Origin of the sequence: Alkalihalobacillus sp. AL-G (assembly GCF_030643805.1) — a bacterium.
Taxonomy (GTDB): domain Bacteria; phylum Bacillota; class Bacilli; order Bacillales; family Fictibacillaceae; genus Pseudalkalibacillus.
Map to the genome: position 1 here is coordinate 3,818,429 of NZ_CP094656.1, position 14,160 is coordinate 3,832,588.

Below are 14,160 nucleotides of genomic sequence, written 5' to 3' on the forward strand. Positions count from 1 at the left end.
TGGTCGGTTCATAGAATAATAATAGACAGGGGGAATGCAGCTTGGACAATCTGACACTCATTGTAGTTGGGGTTATTGGGTTTATCACGATTTTCGGGATCATCGGCAACCTTCAAACCCGGATCAAGCTTGCCGATTGGTTGAAGGATTTGAAGCAAATGGATGCGTCTTCTCAAATCAGGCGGCCACAATGGATCGGTGACGCGATTGAGGATTATCGCAGCTACCATCTCGCAGGGGTTACAAATGTAAACAGTCCGGTATTAATTGAAAAACATTTAATGAAACAGCCGATTCGGATCCTTGGGATTTTCCGAGTCCCGACTGGTAACGTGATCCGTCTTTTGCACGGGCTCCCGTCGCTTTCAATCATCGTCGGTGTGCTCGGAACATTCATCGGTCTCACACTCGCGATCATGGCGATGCAGGATACACTCGTCAGTATCGGCAATCAGCCCGGACAAACGACCTTGTCTGTTTCGTCGATCGTCACCGCGATATCAGAACCTTTTAAAGGGATGAGCATTGCGTTCTCCACAAGTATTGCTGGGATCGGCAGCTCACTTATCCTCGCAATCGTGCAATCCGGTTTTTTAACAGGGGGAACGTCGCTTAGTTACCTTCAGGATCGGCTTATAAGCGAGGCCGAGAGCTTTCTCGATCACGCTCTTCAGGAACAGCTCCAGAACGAAAAGCCAAAGGATTCGCTTGAGCGTCTTCTAGACCGACTCGTTTCAAAGGTTCAGGAAAGTTTTCAGCAAAGCATTGGTGATTTTAGCGAAAAAATGGTCGACTTCACCTCTGGATTAGAGGAAGCTATGAACGATGTGAAAGGAATCCTCCATGCCCAGCGCGAGCATACCGAGCAATTCAAAAATAGTACGGACATCCTTGTGTCATTCGGGGATCGTTTTTCAGATACAATTACAAAACTAGAGTCGGTCCAGCATTCCGTTGATAAAGGACTCGCAAAGCTTGGCGAACATGTTTCTGGCTTTGAAAAACAATACAAACGGACAAGTGAGCAATTCGACCAAGGGCAAAAGCGGATGGAACAGGTGCTGCAGCGTTCGGACCGAACAATGGAGGAAGCACAAAAGAAAACCGAAGAGATTACACGCGCGCTCATTGCCGGTGTGGAACAGGTTCATCAACGCTCCGACCGTACTTTAGAGGAATCCCAAAGGAAAACGGAGGAACTCGGGCGGGGACTCATTACTGGCGTCGAACAGATCCTCTCCCGCTATGAAGGGAAACATGAAGATTTCGAACGAAAAATGGCCCAGCAAAATGATGAATGGTTTTACAGATATCAGGATAAAACTGAGCAGTACGGGCGCGCATCAGAATCATTTTCCGGTTCTGTCCAGCACCTTGAAAAAGCCTGGCACGACACGATTGAGACGTTCAAGCGAGATTTTATCGACCAGCTCGGATACATGTTTGAGCGTGAACGGCAATCGAAAAATGACCACGGCGGTCGTGAACAAGAAATGCGTGAGCTTATCCGGGCACTCGATTCGGTCTATCAAAACCTTTCCCGCGATTTTAAGCAGACACATCAATATTTTGGTGATGTGTATCATGTTTTGCAAAGGCTTCTGGATGCGACGGTTCAATCAGCGAACATGCGCCATGACCGTGACCCCTATGAGCCACGTCGGATTACGATTAATGACTCTTCCCCGCGGTGATGCCGATGCGAAGACGACGATGGGGTCAACAGGACGGCGAAGGACACAACTATTTTTGGCCTTCTTTTACCGATATGATGGCAATGATGGTGCTTGTGATGCTTTTTATCGCGATCATAGCCTACGTTCAAAGCATCTACAACGCTTACGAGCAGACCGAGGTTCGAAACGAGCTTGCGAAAGTAGCGAACGTGAAGAAACATATATCGGATTTGATTGAAAAAAGGTTGGAAGAAAACGTCGGGAAGGATAAAATCATCCGCGGGCCGAACAATACGATATCGGTTGAGGGGAGCATCCTATTTGATACCGGTAGTTCGGAAATCAGTGCCAACGGAAAAACAGTGCTACGCCATTTGGCTGACGCATTGACGGAGATCATTGAGGAACAGGAGTTGAGCCAGTACCTGTATATCATTCTCGTTGAGGGTCATACCGACTCGGTTCCGTATGATAACTGGACACTCTCGACCGAACGGGCTGTCGCAGTTGTCAAATATATGGCGGAAGTGAATCCTAAATTCCAGGATGCCAAGTATGCCCAGTACATTGCGGCAACTGGATATTCCGAATACAAGCCGATCGCGAAAGGCACTTCACCGGAGGCGTTGCAAAAAAATCGACGCATCTCCTTCCAGATCATATTAGATGATGATAAGTGGCAGGACAAACTGAAGCACATTATTAATGACTACAACTGATCAATCGGTGAATTTCCATGTACATTATTACTGAGTTCATTCGATAATGGCAAAATATACCTTTAAAAATAAGACAAATTTCTCAGTGTGGCACTCATCTTTCGCTTATATGCTTCGAATGGTATAAGCAAGGGGATACGACAAAATTTCCCCCGGCGATCGTATTAAAAAGGCTTTGTTGTACAAAATTGTCGAATGTTTAAGTGCATTTTTAGGATATAAATGCTTGTCGTTCTTTAGAAAGAAGAGTACTATTAAACTATTAAAATATTTTCCATTATTGGAGGTTATTATGAAGTCTACTGGTGTAGTTCGAAAAGTTGATGAGCTCGGAAGAATTGTTATTCCGAAAGAGTTGCGCAGAACGATGAATATCAATGAGCGCGATCCGATGGAAATCTTTGTGGACGGTGAAAAGATTATCATCAAAAAATATGAATCTCGTATGTCGTGTGTGATCACAGGCGAGGTTTCGGATCAAAACTTGAATTTGTTTGACGGAAAGCTTGTCCTAAGTCCAGAGGGTGCCGAAATGCTTGTGGATGAGTTGAAAAAGCAAGCCGTTCCGACGGCGTAACTTGTTAATAAAACGGTCAAGCAAAATTAAAGACTGTCGAATATATCGGCAGTCTTTCTTACGTCTGAGGGACGCTAATCCATCTCTTATGCTGTCCTCTTTTCTATAATGTGGTTATCCGACGCACTTAAATGCCTTTTAAGTTGCGAAATACTCCAACTTATGGATAATCATTTAACTTAGAGGGTGTTAAGTTGTGTTTTTTCCGATATATGGATAATTACGCAACACCCCTCCTCACTATTAAAATGACCACAAGCCGCTCATTCGGCCTGTGGTCATTTTATTTCTGTAATTTTATTGCGAAAGCATTGCCTTAAACACGTTCTTTACTTTCGGAACCACGTAATGACTGCCGCCTTTGTCCTGAACGTTCTCAATCATCATTGAGATGAGAAGCTTCGGATCATTCGTGTTCCACGCAACAAACCACCCATTTTCTTTTCCTTTTTCCCCCTGCACGATCTTCAACTCAGCCGTCCCTGTTTTTCCAGCGAGCTGTAATCCCTCAACTTTTGGCTCGTATGCAGTGCCAATTGGGGTGTTGACAACGTCAGTCAGGTCCTTTGTAATCATTGAGGCAATCTCTTCACTGATGACGTTTTCCTTCCATGGTTTTCCCGTTTCCTTCTCTTTGAACAGTACCGGTTTTAGCATCGTTCCCTTTGTGATGAACGGTGTGTATGTCAGTCCAAGATGTAATGCACTCATTTCAACCTTTCCTTGTCCATAGCCCGTATTAGCCAGCTGGATTTCACCTTCAAATCCGTTTTCCCCAGCGATTTGAGAAGGTGTGATCGGATAGCCGAAAGAGATTTCCTGTCCGAAGCCGAAGTCCTTTGCTTCTTTTAGAAATGTTTTTCCACCGATATCTAGAATCGACTGTGCGAAGTAAATGTTATCCGACCTTACGAGCGCATCCCTCAAATTCACGGACGAATCGGCGGTACTGACACGTTTTACCGCATAATTCCCCCATGATGAATCCTTTTTCCAGGTGCTGCCCTCAATCGACCTTTCCTTTGCAGGGTCGATTGCTCCCGTTTCCAGTCCAATCGCTGCTGTTATCGGTTTAAACGTCGAGCCCGGTGCATACGTTTTGCTGAATCGGTTCGTAAGTGGCTTTCTCGTATCGTTCACCCACTCGTTGTACTGAGCAACGGAAACCCCATAGATAAATTGATTCGGGTCATAAGCTGGCGTGCTGACAAGGCCTTTTACTTCGCCTGTTGTGGGGTCGAATGCCGCTGCTGTTCCGGCATCCTCCCACATTTGATTGTAGATTGCTGCCTGTATAGATGAATCGACCGTAAGCATTAAATCCTCGCCAGGAATTGGTTCATTTTCCGCTAGTGTTTTCTTGTTGTTTCCTTCTGGATCCTTGATGAAGATTTCTCCGCCATATTCACCTCGAAGCTTTTCTTCGTAAACGAGCTCTAAGCCTGCTCTTCCGACGATAGAATTCGCGGTATAGCTTTTATCCTTCCAGCTTTCCAGTTGTTTTTCCGTGATGGGTCCAAGGTACCCTGTCAAATGGGCGGCAGCAGGTCCTAATGGATACACGCGCCCTTGCTTTCGGACGAGCTTCGTGCCATTGAGCGCTTTTACCGTCTCCACTTTTTCATAATCAAGTGCAGACATACTTTTTAAAGGCACATAGGAGTTTGACTTCACCCATTCCTGATCAAGTGCGGCATTGATTTCTTCGACGGGGAGATCGATCAGCTGTGAAAGCTCCTGCTTCATCTGTTCACGATCCGCCTGCATCCACTCTGGTACGAGCCCAACCTCGATCACTTCGCCGTTGATCGCAAGTCCTACACCATTAACGTCAAACATTTCACCACGTTCAGGTGCGATAGTGTCCGCCGAAATCGTGTCGCCTTCCTTCATGCCAGGAAAAATCATCGATGGGCTCCACGTCATCGCCCAACGACTTGTTTCCTCATCCGTTTTTTCAAAAATGAGCTTGGATTCATGGTTGATTTCAAGCGGTCCAGCAAGTGTGTCCATTTTTACACCAAACTCAAAGCTTACTATGTCTTCTTCCTTGTATTCTTTATCTTCTTCCGGCAGTTTATATGCGATGCTGAGGTTGCTCATTTCGATACCTTCGTATATTTGTGTGTAACGCTCAACGAATTTTTCTTTGTCTATTTGCTGTTGTGAGTCCTTTGACAACAGGCTATACATTTGATCAAAGTCCTGTTTTTCCCAGGCATCCATATAGTCTTTAAAGGTCGTTTCAGGCTTAGGTTGCTCCGAACAACCGGCTAAGATGAAAACCGTCATCAGGATGATAGCTGCAAGTATTTTTCGACTTAACATTATGGCCTCCTTGTATATAACGTTATGTTGGATCTTACATGAAAATCGACGAACAATCTTTTATATTTATGGTACCATAAAATCGAACTAATCAAATTTTTCCCGTCTTAAAAGCAGGGATTAAATACCCGCAGTATGTAAATAGACCCTCCTCTTATATTGACGATTATTCTAATGAAAGGTTTCCACTTTTGCATAAATGAGGTGTTTTGGTGATGAATGATTTTAGATGGAAATATGTTTATGGGGTAATGTGGGACCATGAGGAAATACCTGATAATGTTGAGGTGGTCGAACGTCCTGAAGTGTTGATGTATAAAACAGAAGGATCGACAAGCCTCTTTTCAAACAAGGTTGCAAGGGTTGACGTCGATTCTGAACAGAAGCTGGCTGAGGTTTTGAAGGAGATAGAAGTATTTTTCGGGTCGAAGCCGTTTTCGTGGTGGATTGGCCCGGATTCCAGCCCTGGCGGATTGGCGGGGATCGTTGAAAACCACGGCTATCAGCACCATGATACATATTTTGGTCTTGTAAAGTCGGTTGAGATGATGGACGATAATCTGGTTCCTTATAAAATCAGGGTTGCGGAGAGTGAACAGGATGTGCGTGCCTTTGTTGACGTCAGTGCCTCGATTTGGAACTATGATGAGGCGACTCGGGAAACCATTGTACAGCAGCGGATAGCGTATTTACGTAGCGAGGGGTGTCGCGGAGGAGTTCTAGTCGTATCGGATGGTGATCGCCCGATTGCTTACGCAGGGTATCGGTTCAGTTCTGATGGTGAAGCGATGTATCTCTCCGGAACTGGAGTGTTGGGAGAGTACCGGGGCCAAGGTATTTACCGGGCATTATTGAAAAAAAGAGTTGAGCTGGCGAGGGAACATGGATGCAAGTGGATTGCTACCCAAGCCAGGACAGGCACTTCGGAACCGATTTTACGCAGATCAGGATTCGAGGAAATCGGCGTATACAAGGTTTTCACCGTACAAGAACAGTAGGTGATAAATAACAAAGCAGAAGCTCCCGTTTCAACAGGAGCTTCTGCTTTTCTTAAATAATTTTTAATTAGTCGTTCTTTTTACCGTGTCCGTTTCCATTACCCTTACCGTGATCACCACGTTTTTCTTCAGCTTTTTCACGTTTCTTTTCAGCTTTTTCTTGAGCTTTTTCAGCTTTTCTTTCGGCCTTTTCACGAGCCTTTTCTGCCTTATCACTATCTTCTTTATCTTCAGTATCGACAGAAGCTGTTACTGTTTCGGTTTCATCATCAACTTCCTCTACATCGTCAGTAGGTTCAGTCGCTTCCTCTTCTTCAGCCTCTTCGTCATCACCATTTTTTTCTTCAAGCTTTGCAATCTTCTTTTCTAGCTTAGCAAAGGACTTTTGGATATTTTTCATAAGGGACGCACGGGCTTGATCGCTTCCAACGTGAGTAAGAGCCGCTGCTAGTGCTTCGATATTGTTTCCAAGCTTATCGTTAAGCTCAGCGACCTCTTCGGATTCCTCTTCTTCCGTTGCCTGGTCTTCTTCAGTAGTACCTTCTTCAGTTGTTTCTTCAGTACCCTCTTCTGTAGCTTCAGATTCTTCCTCGGTACCTTCTGTCGTTTCCTCAGTTGATTCTTCAGGCGTTTCTTCCGTTTCTCCTTCTACATCTTCGGACTTTTCAAGAGCAGCTTCTTGTGCTGCAATCGCTTCTTTAAGTGTTTCTTCTGCAAGCTCAGTTTCACCCGCTGCAAAGAGTGCGTTTGCCTCCGCAATTCGTTCAGCTGCATAATCTGCTAACAGCTTAGCTTCTTCATAGTCATCCATTGTTACTGCAAGACGTACGTTTTCAAGCATTGTTTTTACAAAATAGAAAAAGTCCCCAGGTACTAAAGAAGGATCCTCTACACCTTCCTCTTCAGTAGCTCCGTCGGTTTCAGTCGTGTCTTCGGAAGTTGTATCTTCCTCAGTAGTCGTACCCTCTTCTGTTGTCGTTTCATCAGCTGGAAGCTCTGTAGTAGGAGTTTCCTCGTTGGTTGTTGTTTCATCTGTGTTCGCAAATGCAGCTGGTGCTGCTCCGAATAATAATAATGAGGCCGCACTTACTGTAGCAATAAGCTTTTTGTACATGTAATTCATCCTCTCCAAATTAATTGTTGCAATAAAAAAGCAGATTACAAGGCTGATTTTGATGCAAATCTAACCAAGCAATATGCCCATGAGATCCGCCAATGGGGTTTCTCAAGTTATGTAATCAAAGATTCATAGGCAACTGGCTGACATTGGTCGGTTGACCCTTAGTCCCTTTAGCTTTGCGTCACTACCTTTCGATAGCTTTGCCTTGTTCAACTTTTCAATTAGTTTTAGTATACAATAAATCCACAATTTCCCGCTAAGGATAAATTTCCCGTTTTTTCAGAATTTTTGTCGTAAAATAGTAGGGGTTTTTGTGGAAATTACTAGATGTTCCTCTCAAATGAGTAAAAATGTGTGGGTAGTAAGGCTTATCGTGGTGTCGGAATAGATAAAGCTAGGAGGTTGAGTCTCGCAATTCGTTTTTCCAGGACCCATTGTTCTATATCGGGAAATTTTAAATTATATCGGATATTCACCATAGTTTGTTAATTAGTTACATCTCACGTGGCTGAGTCCACAAAAAAGAGCTGCCTCTGCAGCCCTTGCAAGTGAATTTATAAAATTTGTGTACCAACGTATTATACAAAGTAAAGTGCGATTGCAAATAGTGACGTACCGAGCTTGAGGAAAAAACGTTTATGCATGTTTCATCCACTCCCCGTTTGGTAGTTTCGCCAGTTGGTCCCCGGCTACCCCTACTTTAACGTACTGTACCGAAAAATGGGGCGAATTTACAATATCCAAACGGAATTGATATGTTCACTTAACACTCTGTTTACAAAGACACTTGTTTTGTATCGAAATAAAGTAACTACATACGATCTCTTAAAATCGCCCGGACGGGGCTGGCATCCGCTTCAGCTAATGGCAATGGCAATGCGATCAGCTCGTAAATTCCCTCGTCCACCTCATCCAAAATTACACTTTCTAAAATATGTATGTCGTTTTCAAGCAGGCTGTGGTGAGCCTGCAGGTCTTTCGAATCGACCTGATCGACAGACGGAACATCAACCCCGATCAATCGGACCCCTTTTTCTTTTAAAAATGGGGCAAGCTCTGGTGACAAATGCGTAATGCTGTCAGGAAAAACGGTGCGGTCCTTCCATGACCCCGTTTTGATCAGCAAACGCTCGACACCATCAAGTTGATAGTCTTCTAAATCCTCTGGTAAGATCGTTTCGCGGCCTTCCAAATGAACGACAAGCGCATCGCCAACATACAAATCCGGTTTTAAATCAAGCATTTTTTCTCCGTTGTCATCAAAGTGAAACGGTGCGTCAACATGCGTACCTGTATGTGTACTGAACGTGACACTTCCGACATTCACTGAACCTGTTTCTTCTTTCGTCCAATTAAGCTTGAAAGAAAATGGTGTATCACCAGGCCAAGTCGGTACTCCTTTTTTTAAAGGCTGAGAGATGTCCCAAACTTTCATAGCCGAATTCCCCCTGTAACTTTTCTTATTGTGAGTTCAAAAAGGAGGATCAAAAGAGCCGAGATTTCTGAAGTTCAACTAAGTACATTACGTCCTGTGAAAACGTCGAACTGACTCACATCTTGTGAGCCTCGGGACTTTTTGAACTACCTCTTTTAGTCCTTTTTCTCACCTAAAGCGAACATGATTTCAGTTTCACATGCCACTTCTCCATCGACGGTTGCTGTTGCTTGTCCTTTACCCATCGAACCGCGTACACGAGTGAGTTCAACCTCAAGACGAAGCTGATCTCCTGGGCGGACCTGACGCTTGAAGCGGCATTTATCGATGCCCGCAAAAAAGGCGAGGCGTCCACGATTTTCTTCTTTTTTAAGCAAGGCAACAGCTCCAACCTGCGCCAGGGCTTCAACGATCAAAACACCTGGCATGACCGGATAATCTGGAAAATGTCCGTTGAAAAACTCTTCGTTTGCGGATACGTTTTTGATTCCGGTCGCGTGCTTTCCTTCTTCTACTTCAAGGATTTTATCAACAAGTAAAAATGGATAGCGGTGTGGAATAATCTCTTTGATTTCATCGATATTCAGCATGGTCATCCTCCTGTTTTCATACAATCTTCCCTTATCATAGCATATTTTTCGACTGAAAAATAAGTCGGTCCGGCGGAATATCATGTATGTTATTCGACGACATCAGCAAGCTCTTTACCGGTAATCGATACGTTAGGTTTTTTTTCGACAAACTTTTGATAGTTGATGTTCTGTGGATAGGAAAAATGAGAAAGGATCGGATGTGGGTTTACATTTGGTTGTTTATGAAAGGCGACATATGAACGATAGCTACTCCACTGATATTCTTTTGGTGTCCCAACTAAATCTGTTCTGCATGGCGTAAGATGGATGTACTTGTTCACATCCAGCTGGTGATTGGAAGAGTCAACTCGGTTTGCTTCAGAATGACTTTGGTAAACGGTACTCATAAATTGATATTTCCGGTTAAAAAAGAGGGAATAGCGTTGGTCGATTTTGTTGATGATCTGCAGGATATCGAGCTGGTGTGTTTTGATGTGAAGGTGGGTTTGGTTGGTCATGAGGCAATAAGCGTATAAATCGAAGCGATGCTCGGCGCGTGCTTTTCCTATAATTTCAAGATAGACATGACGGTCCTCTCCATCGTAAAAAAGTGGTGCCTTACGGATTCCTGTTGAGGTCACATAATATTCTGCACCTGGATACCAATTACTTTTCTTGCGGGGCATGGTTTCACTCCTATTAGTTTTTTTAGAAGCTTGGAAAAATGTATAGATGGTTAAAAAAGTGGGGGCAATTACTGGACACTACATCTAGTATACGCATAATTCCCATTAAAATGGAAGTTGTTTTTCGGAAAATAAAAAATGGCTTGTCTCCACCAGGAGTTAGACTTGTATTTTCCGAGTTAGACTTGTATTTTCCGAGTTAGACTTGTATTTTCCGAGTTAGACTTGTATTTTCCGAGTTAGACTTGTATTTTCCGAGTTAGACTTGTATTTTCCGAGTTAGACTTGTATTTTCCGAGTTAGACTTGTATTTTCCGAGTTAGACTTGTATTTTCCGAGTTAGACTTGTATTTTCCGAGTTAGACTTGTATTTTCCGAGTTAGACTTGTATTTTTTCGAATTCGCCTTCCGTCTCTTCTCAAAACTCTTCAAAAACGTATAAAGTGGAGTCCAATCCACTTTGATCTTATTCTTTCCATAACTATTCTCAACATAAAGAGCTTAAAAATGTCCAAGTAGACAAATTTACAACTTTAAATCTTCCTTTTTTAAAGAAAACTCGGTGATTGCCAAGCCTTTAGGCGAAAGCAGAGTCGTAGTTGCTCTTTTACTATAGAAAGTATTTACACTTTCTTAACGTGCAAATAAGAAAACCCGAGTGGAGAAAAGCACTCCACTCAGGTCCTTCAAATTGACGGGTTTTATCAGCTTATATTATTGCAAATCCTTTTTAACAAGGTCGATGATGTGCAGCCACGTTTCTTTTTCGAAGACGTCCATCATGTTTCCGTCTCCGACCATTCCGTATCCTACTGCAAGACCACCTGCTAGGGCAGCTGCAAACAACAGGAGCACAAAAATAAGCCTCAGCCAGATCGGGAGTATGCGAATCCTTGGCTTTTTCAGCTCATCCTTCTTTCGTTCTTCTCTGGACGAAGCTTCTTTTACTTGTTGCTTCGTTTCGATCTTTACGGATGTATTTTCATTCGTTTCTGACGGTTCAGGCGTCAGTGTCGAATCTTCTTTTTTAACTTCTGTATCATTATGGACCATAATAACTCCTCATTACATGCTTAGCGAATTGAATTAACGAGCCCCATCATCTGATCTGCCATTTTAATCGATCGGGCATTCATTTGATAAGAGCGTTGTGTCGTCATCAGCTGGGTCATTTCCTGTGCGAGATTGACGTTGGACTGTTCAAGCGAACCCTGTTGGATAAAGTTACCGTTTGCCTCAGGCTGTCCGATTACTTCATTCAAGTCAGCGGTTTCACTTACACGATATCGGTTTTCGCCTGCGGATTCAAGCAATTGCGGCTGAATCACTTCGACAAGTGACAGCTGTCCTGCATTTACTGTCGTTTGATCCGCTAACGTAACCTCAACCAACCCTTCCCCTGATACTGAAATCGATGTAAAATCACTCGGGATTTCAATCGGGCCATTTTCCCCCATCACAAGATCTCCGTTCGACGCAGTCAGCTGCAAACGTTCGGGGTTCCCATCGACTGGTGTCAAATAAAAGGACCCTTCTCTAGTATATTCAACGATTTCGTCACCATTTTCAAGTGTTTTTTGAACTTGAAATAGGATATTCGGGTTCAAGAGTGCCAAATCTAACGATCGCCCTGTCTCTATTATACCACCTTGTTCAAGTCGGAGCACTGTCCCAGCTACCCGAGCACCACTTCCAAGTCGGATACCTTCTGGGGTTAGCCGTCCAATTTCAGCATCTTGGTTCGGTTGATTGTTGATTTCCTGTGCTAAAAGGCTCGAAAATTGCACATCGCGACGTTTGAATCCGTCTGTATTCGAATTTGCAATATTGTTTGCAATCGTGTCCAGTTGATTTTGAAGCTGCCCCATTGTCACAGAAGCAGTAATCATCGATCGATTCATTATCTATCATACCCCCTTGCCTGGTTTTACATATGTCACATGTCTTCTGAATTATCTGAGGCGGCCGACTTCATTTGCTGCTTTTTCCATCGTTCGGTCATAGGCTTGTACTACTTTTTGGTTCGCTTCAAATGTTCGATAAGCGCTCGTCATTTGGACCATCGTCTGTTCAACATTTACGTTGGAGCGTTCCACAAATCCTTGTTTTAACTGGTAACTAACATTTTCGTTTCCGTTTGCCGCAATGATGTCTTCTTGATTTTCCAAGCTAAAAAGGCCGTTTCCTTCTTTTTCAAGGTCGTTTGGGTTTTCAATGAGAGAGATGCCAATCTGTGTCCCGGATCCAGCGATCACACCATTTGGATCGAGTGTAAAATTATTGCTTTCTATTGTTATTCGGTTTCCGGCGGAATCAAGAACAAAGTCACCATTTGATGTGACGAGGCTCCCGTTTGCGTCAACAGTGAAATTGCCGTTCCGTGTGAGTCGAAGATCCCCTGCTTCGTTTTCGACTGTGAAAAACAACGCCCCTGCTGCACCCGTTTCCTCGTTGACCGGAACCGTTCCCTGAAGAAGAGCAATGTCGAGACTGTTGCCGGTTTCGCGAAGGTCTCCCTGACGAAAGTTCGGTAATGCTTCTTGCATATAAACCCCTGTTGCAAGCGATCCGACACGTTTGTTCGTCGGAATTTCCCGGTTTCCGACATTCGTTTCACCCATTCGACTCAACAGCATGTTCGAAAAGGATCGTAATGCAGAACGGTCTGCTTTAAATCCTGGTGTATTGACATTCGAAAGGTTGTTTGTCAGCATATCCTGCCGTCTTTGTTGGGCGATCATTCCAGATGTTGCGGTGTAAAATCCTCGAAACATGAACTCTCCTCCTCTATTGATCTGGTACAAGGTTTCAACTTTGTCCGTTTCGTCACCAGGCTCTTTCATCCAATTCGGTTGATTGGGTTAAATGATTTGATAGATTCGTTCGGAAAATCGAGCTTACCTATCTATGGAAATCTACTAGGCCGTTTGTTTTTTTTCAAAATTAGTAGATTCAAGCTAAAATTTTTTAAGTGAGCTTAGTTGATCTGCAAATGTTTTATGAAAGCTTGCGTTTTGGCAGTCTGTCGATGTACTCGAGCATGAGGCCAGTCCCACGAGCAACGCAGGTCATCGGTTCATCAGCAATATAGACCGGAACCTTCAATTCCTCTGAGAACAGGCGATCGATTCCATGCAATAAAGCTCCTCCGCCAGTAAGGATGATCCCGCGATCAATAATATCTGCCGATAGCTCAGGAGGCGTTTTTTCAAGTACACTTTTCGCAGCTTGTACGATGGAATGAATCGGTTCCCTAAGTGCCTCTTCAATTTCAGCAGAATTAATTGTAATGTTACGAGGGAGGCCACTGACCATATCACGACCACGAATATCCATTTCTTCATCTCGGGAGTCTGGAAAGACCGTTGCGACGTTCACTTTTATATCCTCAGATGTGCGTTCTCCAATCAAAAGCTTGTACTTCTTTTTTATGTATTGAAGAATTTCCTGATCGAACTTGTCCCCCGCCATCTTAATCGAAGAGGCGGTGACGATATCGCCCATTGACAATACGGCAACATCTGTTGTTCCACCGCCTATGTCTACGACCATGTTCCCGCTCGGCTGGAAGATATCCATACCGGCTCCGATCGCTGCCACTTTCGGCTCCTCTTCAAGGAAAACCTGTTTGGCACCGCTCTTTTGGGCTGCTTCACGGATCGCCTTCTGTTCAACCGTGGTTATGTTGGTTGGTGTACAGATCAGGATTCGTGGTTTTCCGATCAATCCTCTTACATTGATCTTGTTTAAAAAGTACTTGAGCATTGCTTCGGTAACTTCAAAATCAGCAATGACTCCATCCTTCAACGGTCTAGTTGCAACGATATTCCCGGGTGTCCGTCCTACCATCTTCCGAGCTGCTTCACCAACCTCCAGTACACGATTAGTGTTTTTATCAATCGCGACAACTGATGGTTCGTCAAGGACAATCCCCCGCCCTTTTACAAAAATGAGTACGTTTGCAGTACCCAGGTCAATTCCAACATCCCTCGAAAACATTGTGTAAATCCTCCCTAATTCAGGCTAGTTATATTAGTGTATGTTTTGTA

General features: G+C 43.9%; 13 protein-coding genes and 1 riboswitch. Of the genes, 4 read left to right on the forward strand and 9 right to left on the reverse strand.

Annotation, left to right across the window (positions count from 1 at the left end; genetic code table 11):
• The first annotated feature begins 41 nt into the window (after positions 1-41).
• The 3 genes from MOJ78_RS19335 to MOJ78_RS19345 all read left to right on the forward strand — a co-directional run bounded on the left by MOJ78_RS19335 (position 42) and on the right by MOJ78_RS19345 (position 2,972).
• The gene (locus MOJ78_RS19335) at positions 42-1,694 is read left to right on the forward strand and encodes a hypothetical protein (RefSeq protein ID WP_304978952.1); all 1,653 of its coding nucleotides are present in this window, start codon (positions 42-44) and stop codon (positions 1,692-1,694) included.
• Between the two features lie 5 nt (positions 1,695-1,699).
• The gene (locus MOJ78_RS19340; protein WP_304978953.1) at positions 1,700-2,395 is read left to right on the forward strand and encodes an OmpA/MotB family protein; all 696 of its coding nucleotides are present in this window, start codon (positions 1,700-1,702) and stop codon (positions 2,393-2,395) included.
• 292 nt (positions 2,396-2,687) lie between these two features.
• Complete coding sequence (locus MOJ78_RS19345; protein WP_304978954.1) at positions 2,688-2,972, forward strand: AbrB/MazE/SpoVT family DNA-binding domain-containing protein; 285 nt, start codon at positions 2,688-2,690, stop codon at positions 2,970-2,972.
• 297 nt (positions 2,973-3,269) lie between these two features.
• Here the strand turns inward: MOJ78_RS19345 and MOJ78_RS19350 are convergent, their stop codons facing one another.
• Complete coding sequence (locus MOJ78_RS19350; RefSeq protein ID WP_304978955.1) at positions 3,270-5,300, reverse strand: penicillin-binding transpeptidase domain-containing protein; 2,031 nt, start codon at positions 5,298-5,300, stop codon at positions 3,270-3,272.
• Positions 5,301-5,515: 215 nt separating this feature from the next.
• Between MOJ78_RS19350 and MOJ78_RS19355 the strand changes: the two genes are divergently transcribed.
• A complete protein-coding gene (locus MOJ78_RS19355) occupies positions 5,516-6,298 on the forward strand; it encodes a GNAT family N-acetyltransferase (RefSeq protein ID WP_304978956.1) in 783 nt (260 codons plus the stop codon).
• 67 nt (positions 6,299-6,365) lie between these two features.
• Here MOJ78_RS19355 and MOJ78_RS19360 read toward each other — a convergent pair whose 3' ends face one another.
• The 8 genes from MOJ78_RS19360 to MOJ78_RS19395 form a co-directional block, all read right to left on the reverse strand.
• A complete protein-coding gene (locus MOJ78_RS19360; RefSeq protein WP_304978957.1) occupies positions 6,366-7,412 on the reverse strand; it encodes a DUF5667 domain-containing protein in 1,047 nt (348 codons plus the stop codon).
• Positions 7,413-7,546: 134 nt separating this feature from the next.
• A riboswitch (cyclic di-GMP riboswitch) is annotated at positions 7,547-7,633 on the reverse strand.
• Positions 7,634-8,229: 596 nt separating this feature from the next.
• A complete protein-coding gene (kynB, locus tag MOJ78_RS19365; protein WP_304978958.1) occupies positions 8,230-8,853 on the reverse strand; it encodes an arylformamidase in 624 nt (207 codons plus the stop codon).
• Positions 8,854-9,008: 155 nt separating this feature from the next.
• The gene (fabZ, locus tag MOJ78_RS19370; RefSeq protein WP_304978959.1) at positions 9,009-9,443 is read right to left on the reverse strand and encodes a 3-hydroxyacyl-ACP dehydratase FabZ; all 435 of its coding nucleotides are present in this window, start codon (positions 9,441-9,443) and stop codon (positions 9,009-9,011) included.
• A gap of 89 nt (positions 9,444-9,532) precedes the next feature.
• Positions 9,533-10,111, reverse strand: coding sequence for a transposase (locus MOJ78_RS19375; protein WP_304978960.1), 579 nt, complete (start codon positions 10,109-10,111; stop codon positions 9,533-9,535).
• 714 nt (positions 10,112-10,825) lie between these two features.
• Complete coding sequence (locus MOJ78_RS19380; protein WP_304978961.1) at positions 10,826-11,164, reverse strand: DNA-directed RNA polymerase subunit beta; 339 nt, start codon at positions 11,162-11,164, stop codon at positions 10,826-10,828.
• 20 nt (positions 11,165-11,184) lie between these two features.
• Positions 11,185-12,012: a flagellar hook-basal body protein gene (locus MOJ78_RS19385; RefSeq protein ID WP_304978962.1), complete on the reverse strand. Its 828-nt coding sequence runs from the start codon at positions 12,010-12,012 to the stop codon at positions 11,185-11,187.
• 51 nt (positions 12,013-12,063) lie between these two features.
• A complete protein-coding gene (locus tag MOJ78_RS19390; RefSeq protein ID WP_304978963.1) occupies positions 12,064-12,885 on the reverse strand; it encodes a flagellar hook-basal body protein in 822 nt (273 codons plus the stop codon).
• Between the two features lie 223 nt (positions 12,886-13,108).
• Positions 13,109-14,110, reverse strand: a complete 1,002-nt coding sequence (locus tag MOJ78_RS19395; protein WP_304978964.1) for a rod shape-determining protein — start codon at positions 14,108-14,110, stop codon at positions 13,109-13,111.
• Positions 14,111-14,160 lie beyond the last annotated feature (50 nt).

Excerpts from the sequence above, each read along its gene's own strand:
- MOJ78_RS19340 (WP_304978953.1), top strand. The coding sequence starts at position 1,700 with ATGCGAAGACGACGATGGGGTCAACAGGACGGCGAAGGACACAACTAT.
- MOJ78_RS19345 (WP_304978954.1), top strand. The coding sequence starts at position 2,688 with ATGAAGTCTACTGGTGTAGTTCGAAAAGTTGATGAGCTCGGAAGAATT.
- MOJ78_RS19350 (WP_304978955.1), bottom strand. The coding sequence starts at position 5,300 with ATGTTAAGTCGAAAAATACTTGCAGCTATCATCCTGATGACGGTTTTC.
- MOJ78_RS19355 (WP_304978956.1), top strand. The coding sequence starts at position 5,516 with ATGAATGATTTTAGATGGAAATATGTTTATGGGGTAATGTGGGACCAT.
- MOJ78_RS19360 (WP_304978957.1), bottom strand. The coding sequence starts at position 7,412 with ATGTACAAAAAGCTTATTGCTACAGTAAGTGCGGCCTCATTATTATTA.
- kynB (WP_304978958.1), bottom strand. The coding sequence starts at position 8,853 with ATGAAAGTTTGGGACATCTCTCAGCCTTTAAAAAAAGGAGTACCGACT.
- fabZ (WP_304978959.1), bottom strand. The coding sequence starts at position 9,443 with ATGCTGAATATCGATGAAATCAAAGAGATTATTCCACACCGCTATCCA.
- MOJ78_RS19375 (WP_304978960.1), bottom strand. The coding sequence starts at position 10,111 with ATGCCCCGCAAGAAAAGTAATTGGTATCCAGGTGCAGAATATTATGTG.
- MOJ78_RS19380 (WP_304978961.1), bottom strand. The coding sequence starts at position 11,164 with ATGGTCCATAATGATACAGAAGTTAAAAAAGAAGATTCGACACTGACG.
- MOJ78_RS19385 (WP_304978962.1), bottom strand. The coding sequence starts at position 12,012 with ATGAATCGATCGATGATTACTGCTTCTGTGACAATGGGGCAGCTTCAA.
- MOJ78_RS19390 (WP_304978963.1), bottom strand. The coding sequence starts at position 12,885 with ATGTTTCGAGGATTTTACACCGCAACATCTGGAATGATCGCCCAACAA.
- MOJ78_RS19395 (WP_304978964.1), bottom strand. The coding sequence starts at position 14,110 with ATGTTTTCGAGGGATGTTGGAATTGACCTGGGTACTGCAAACGTACTC.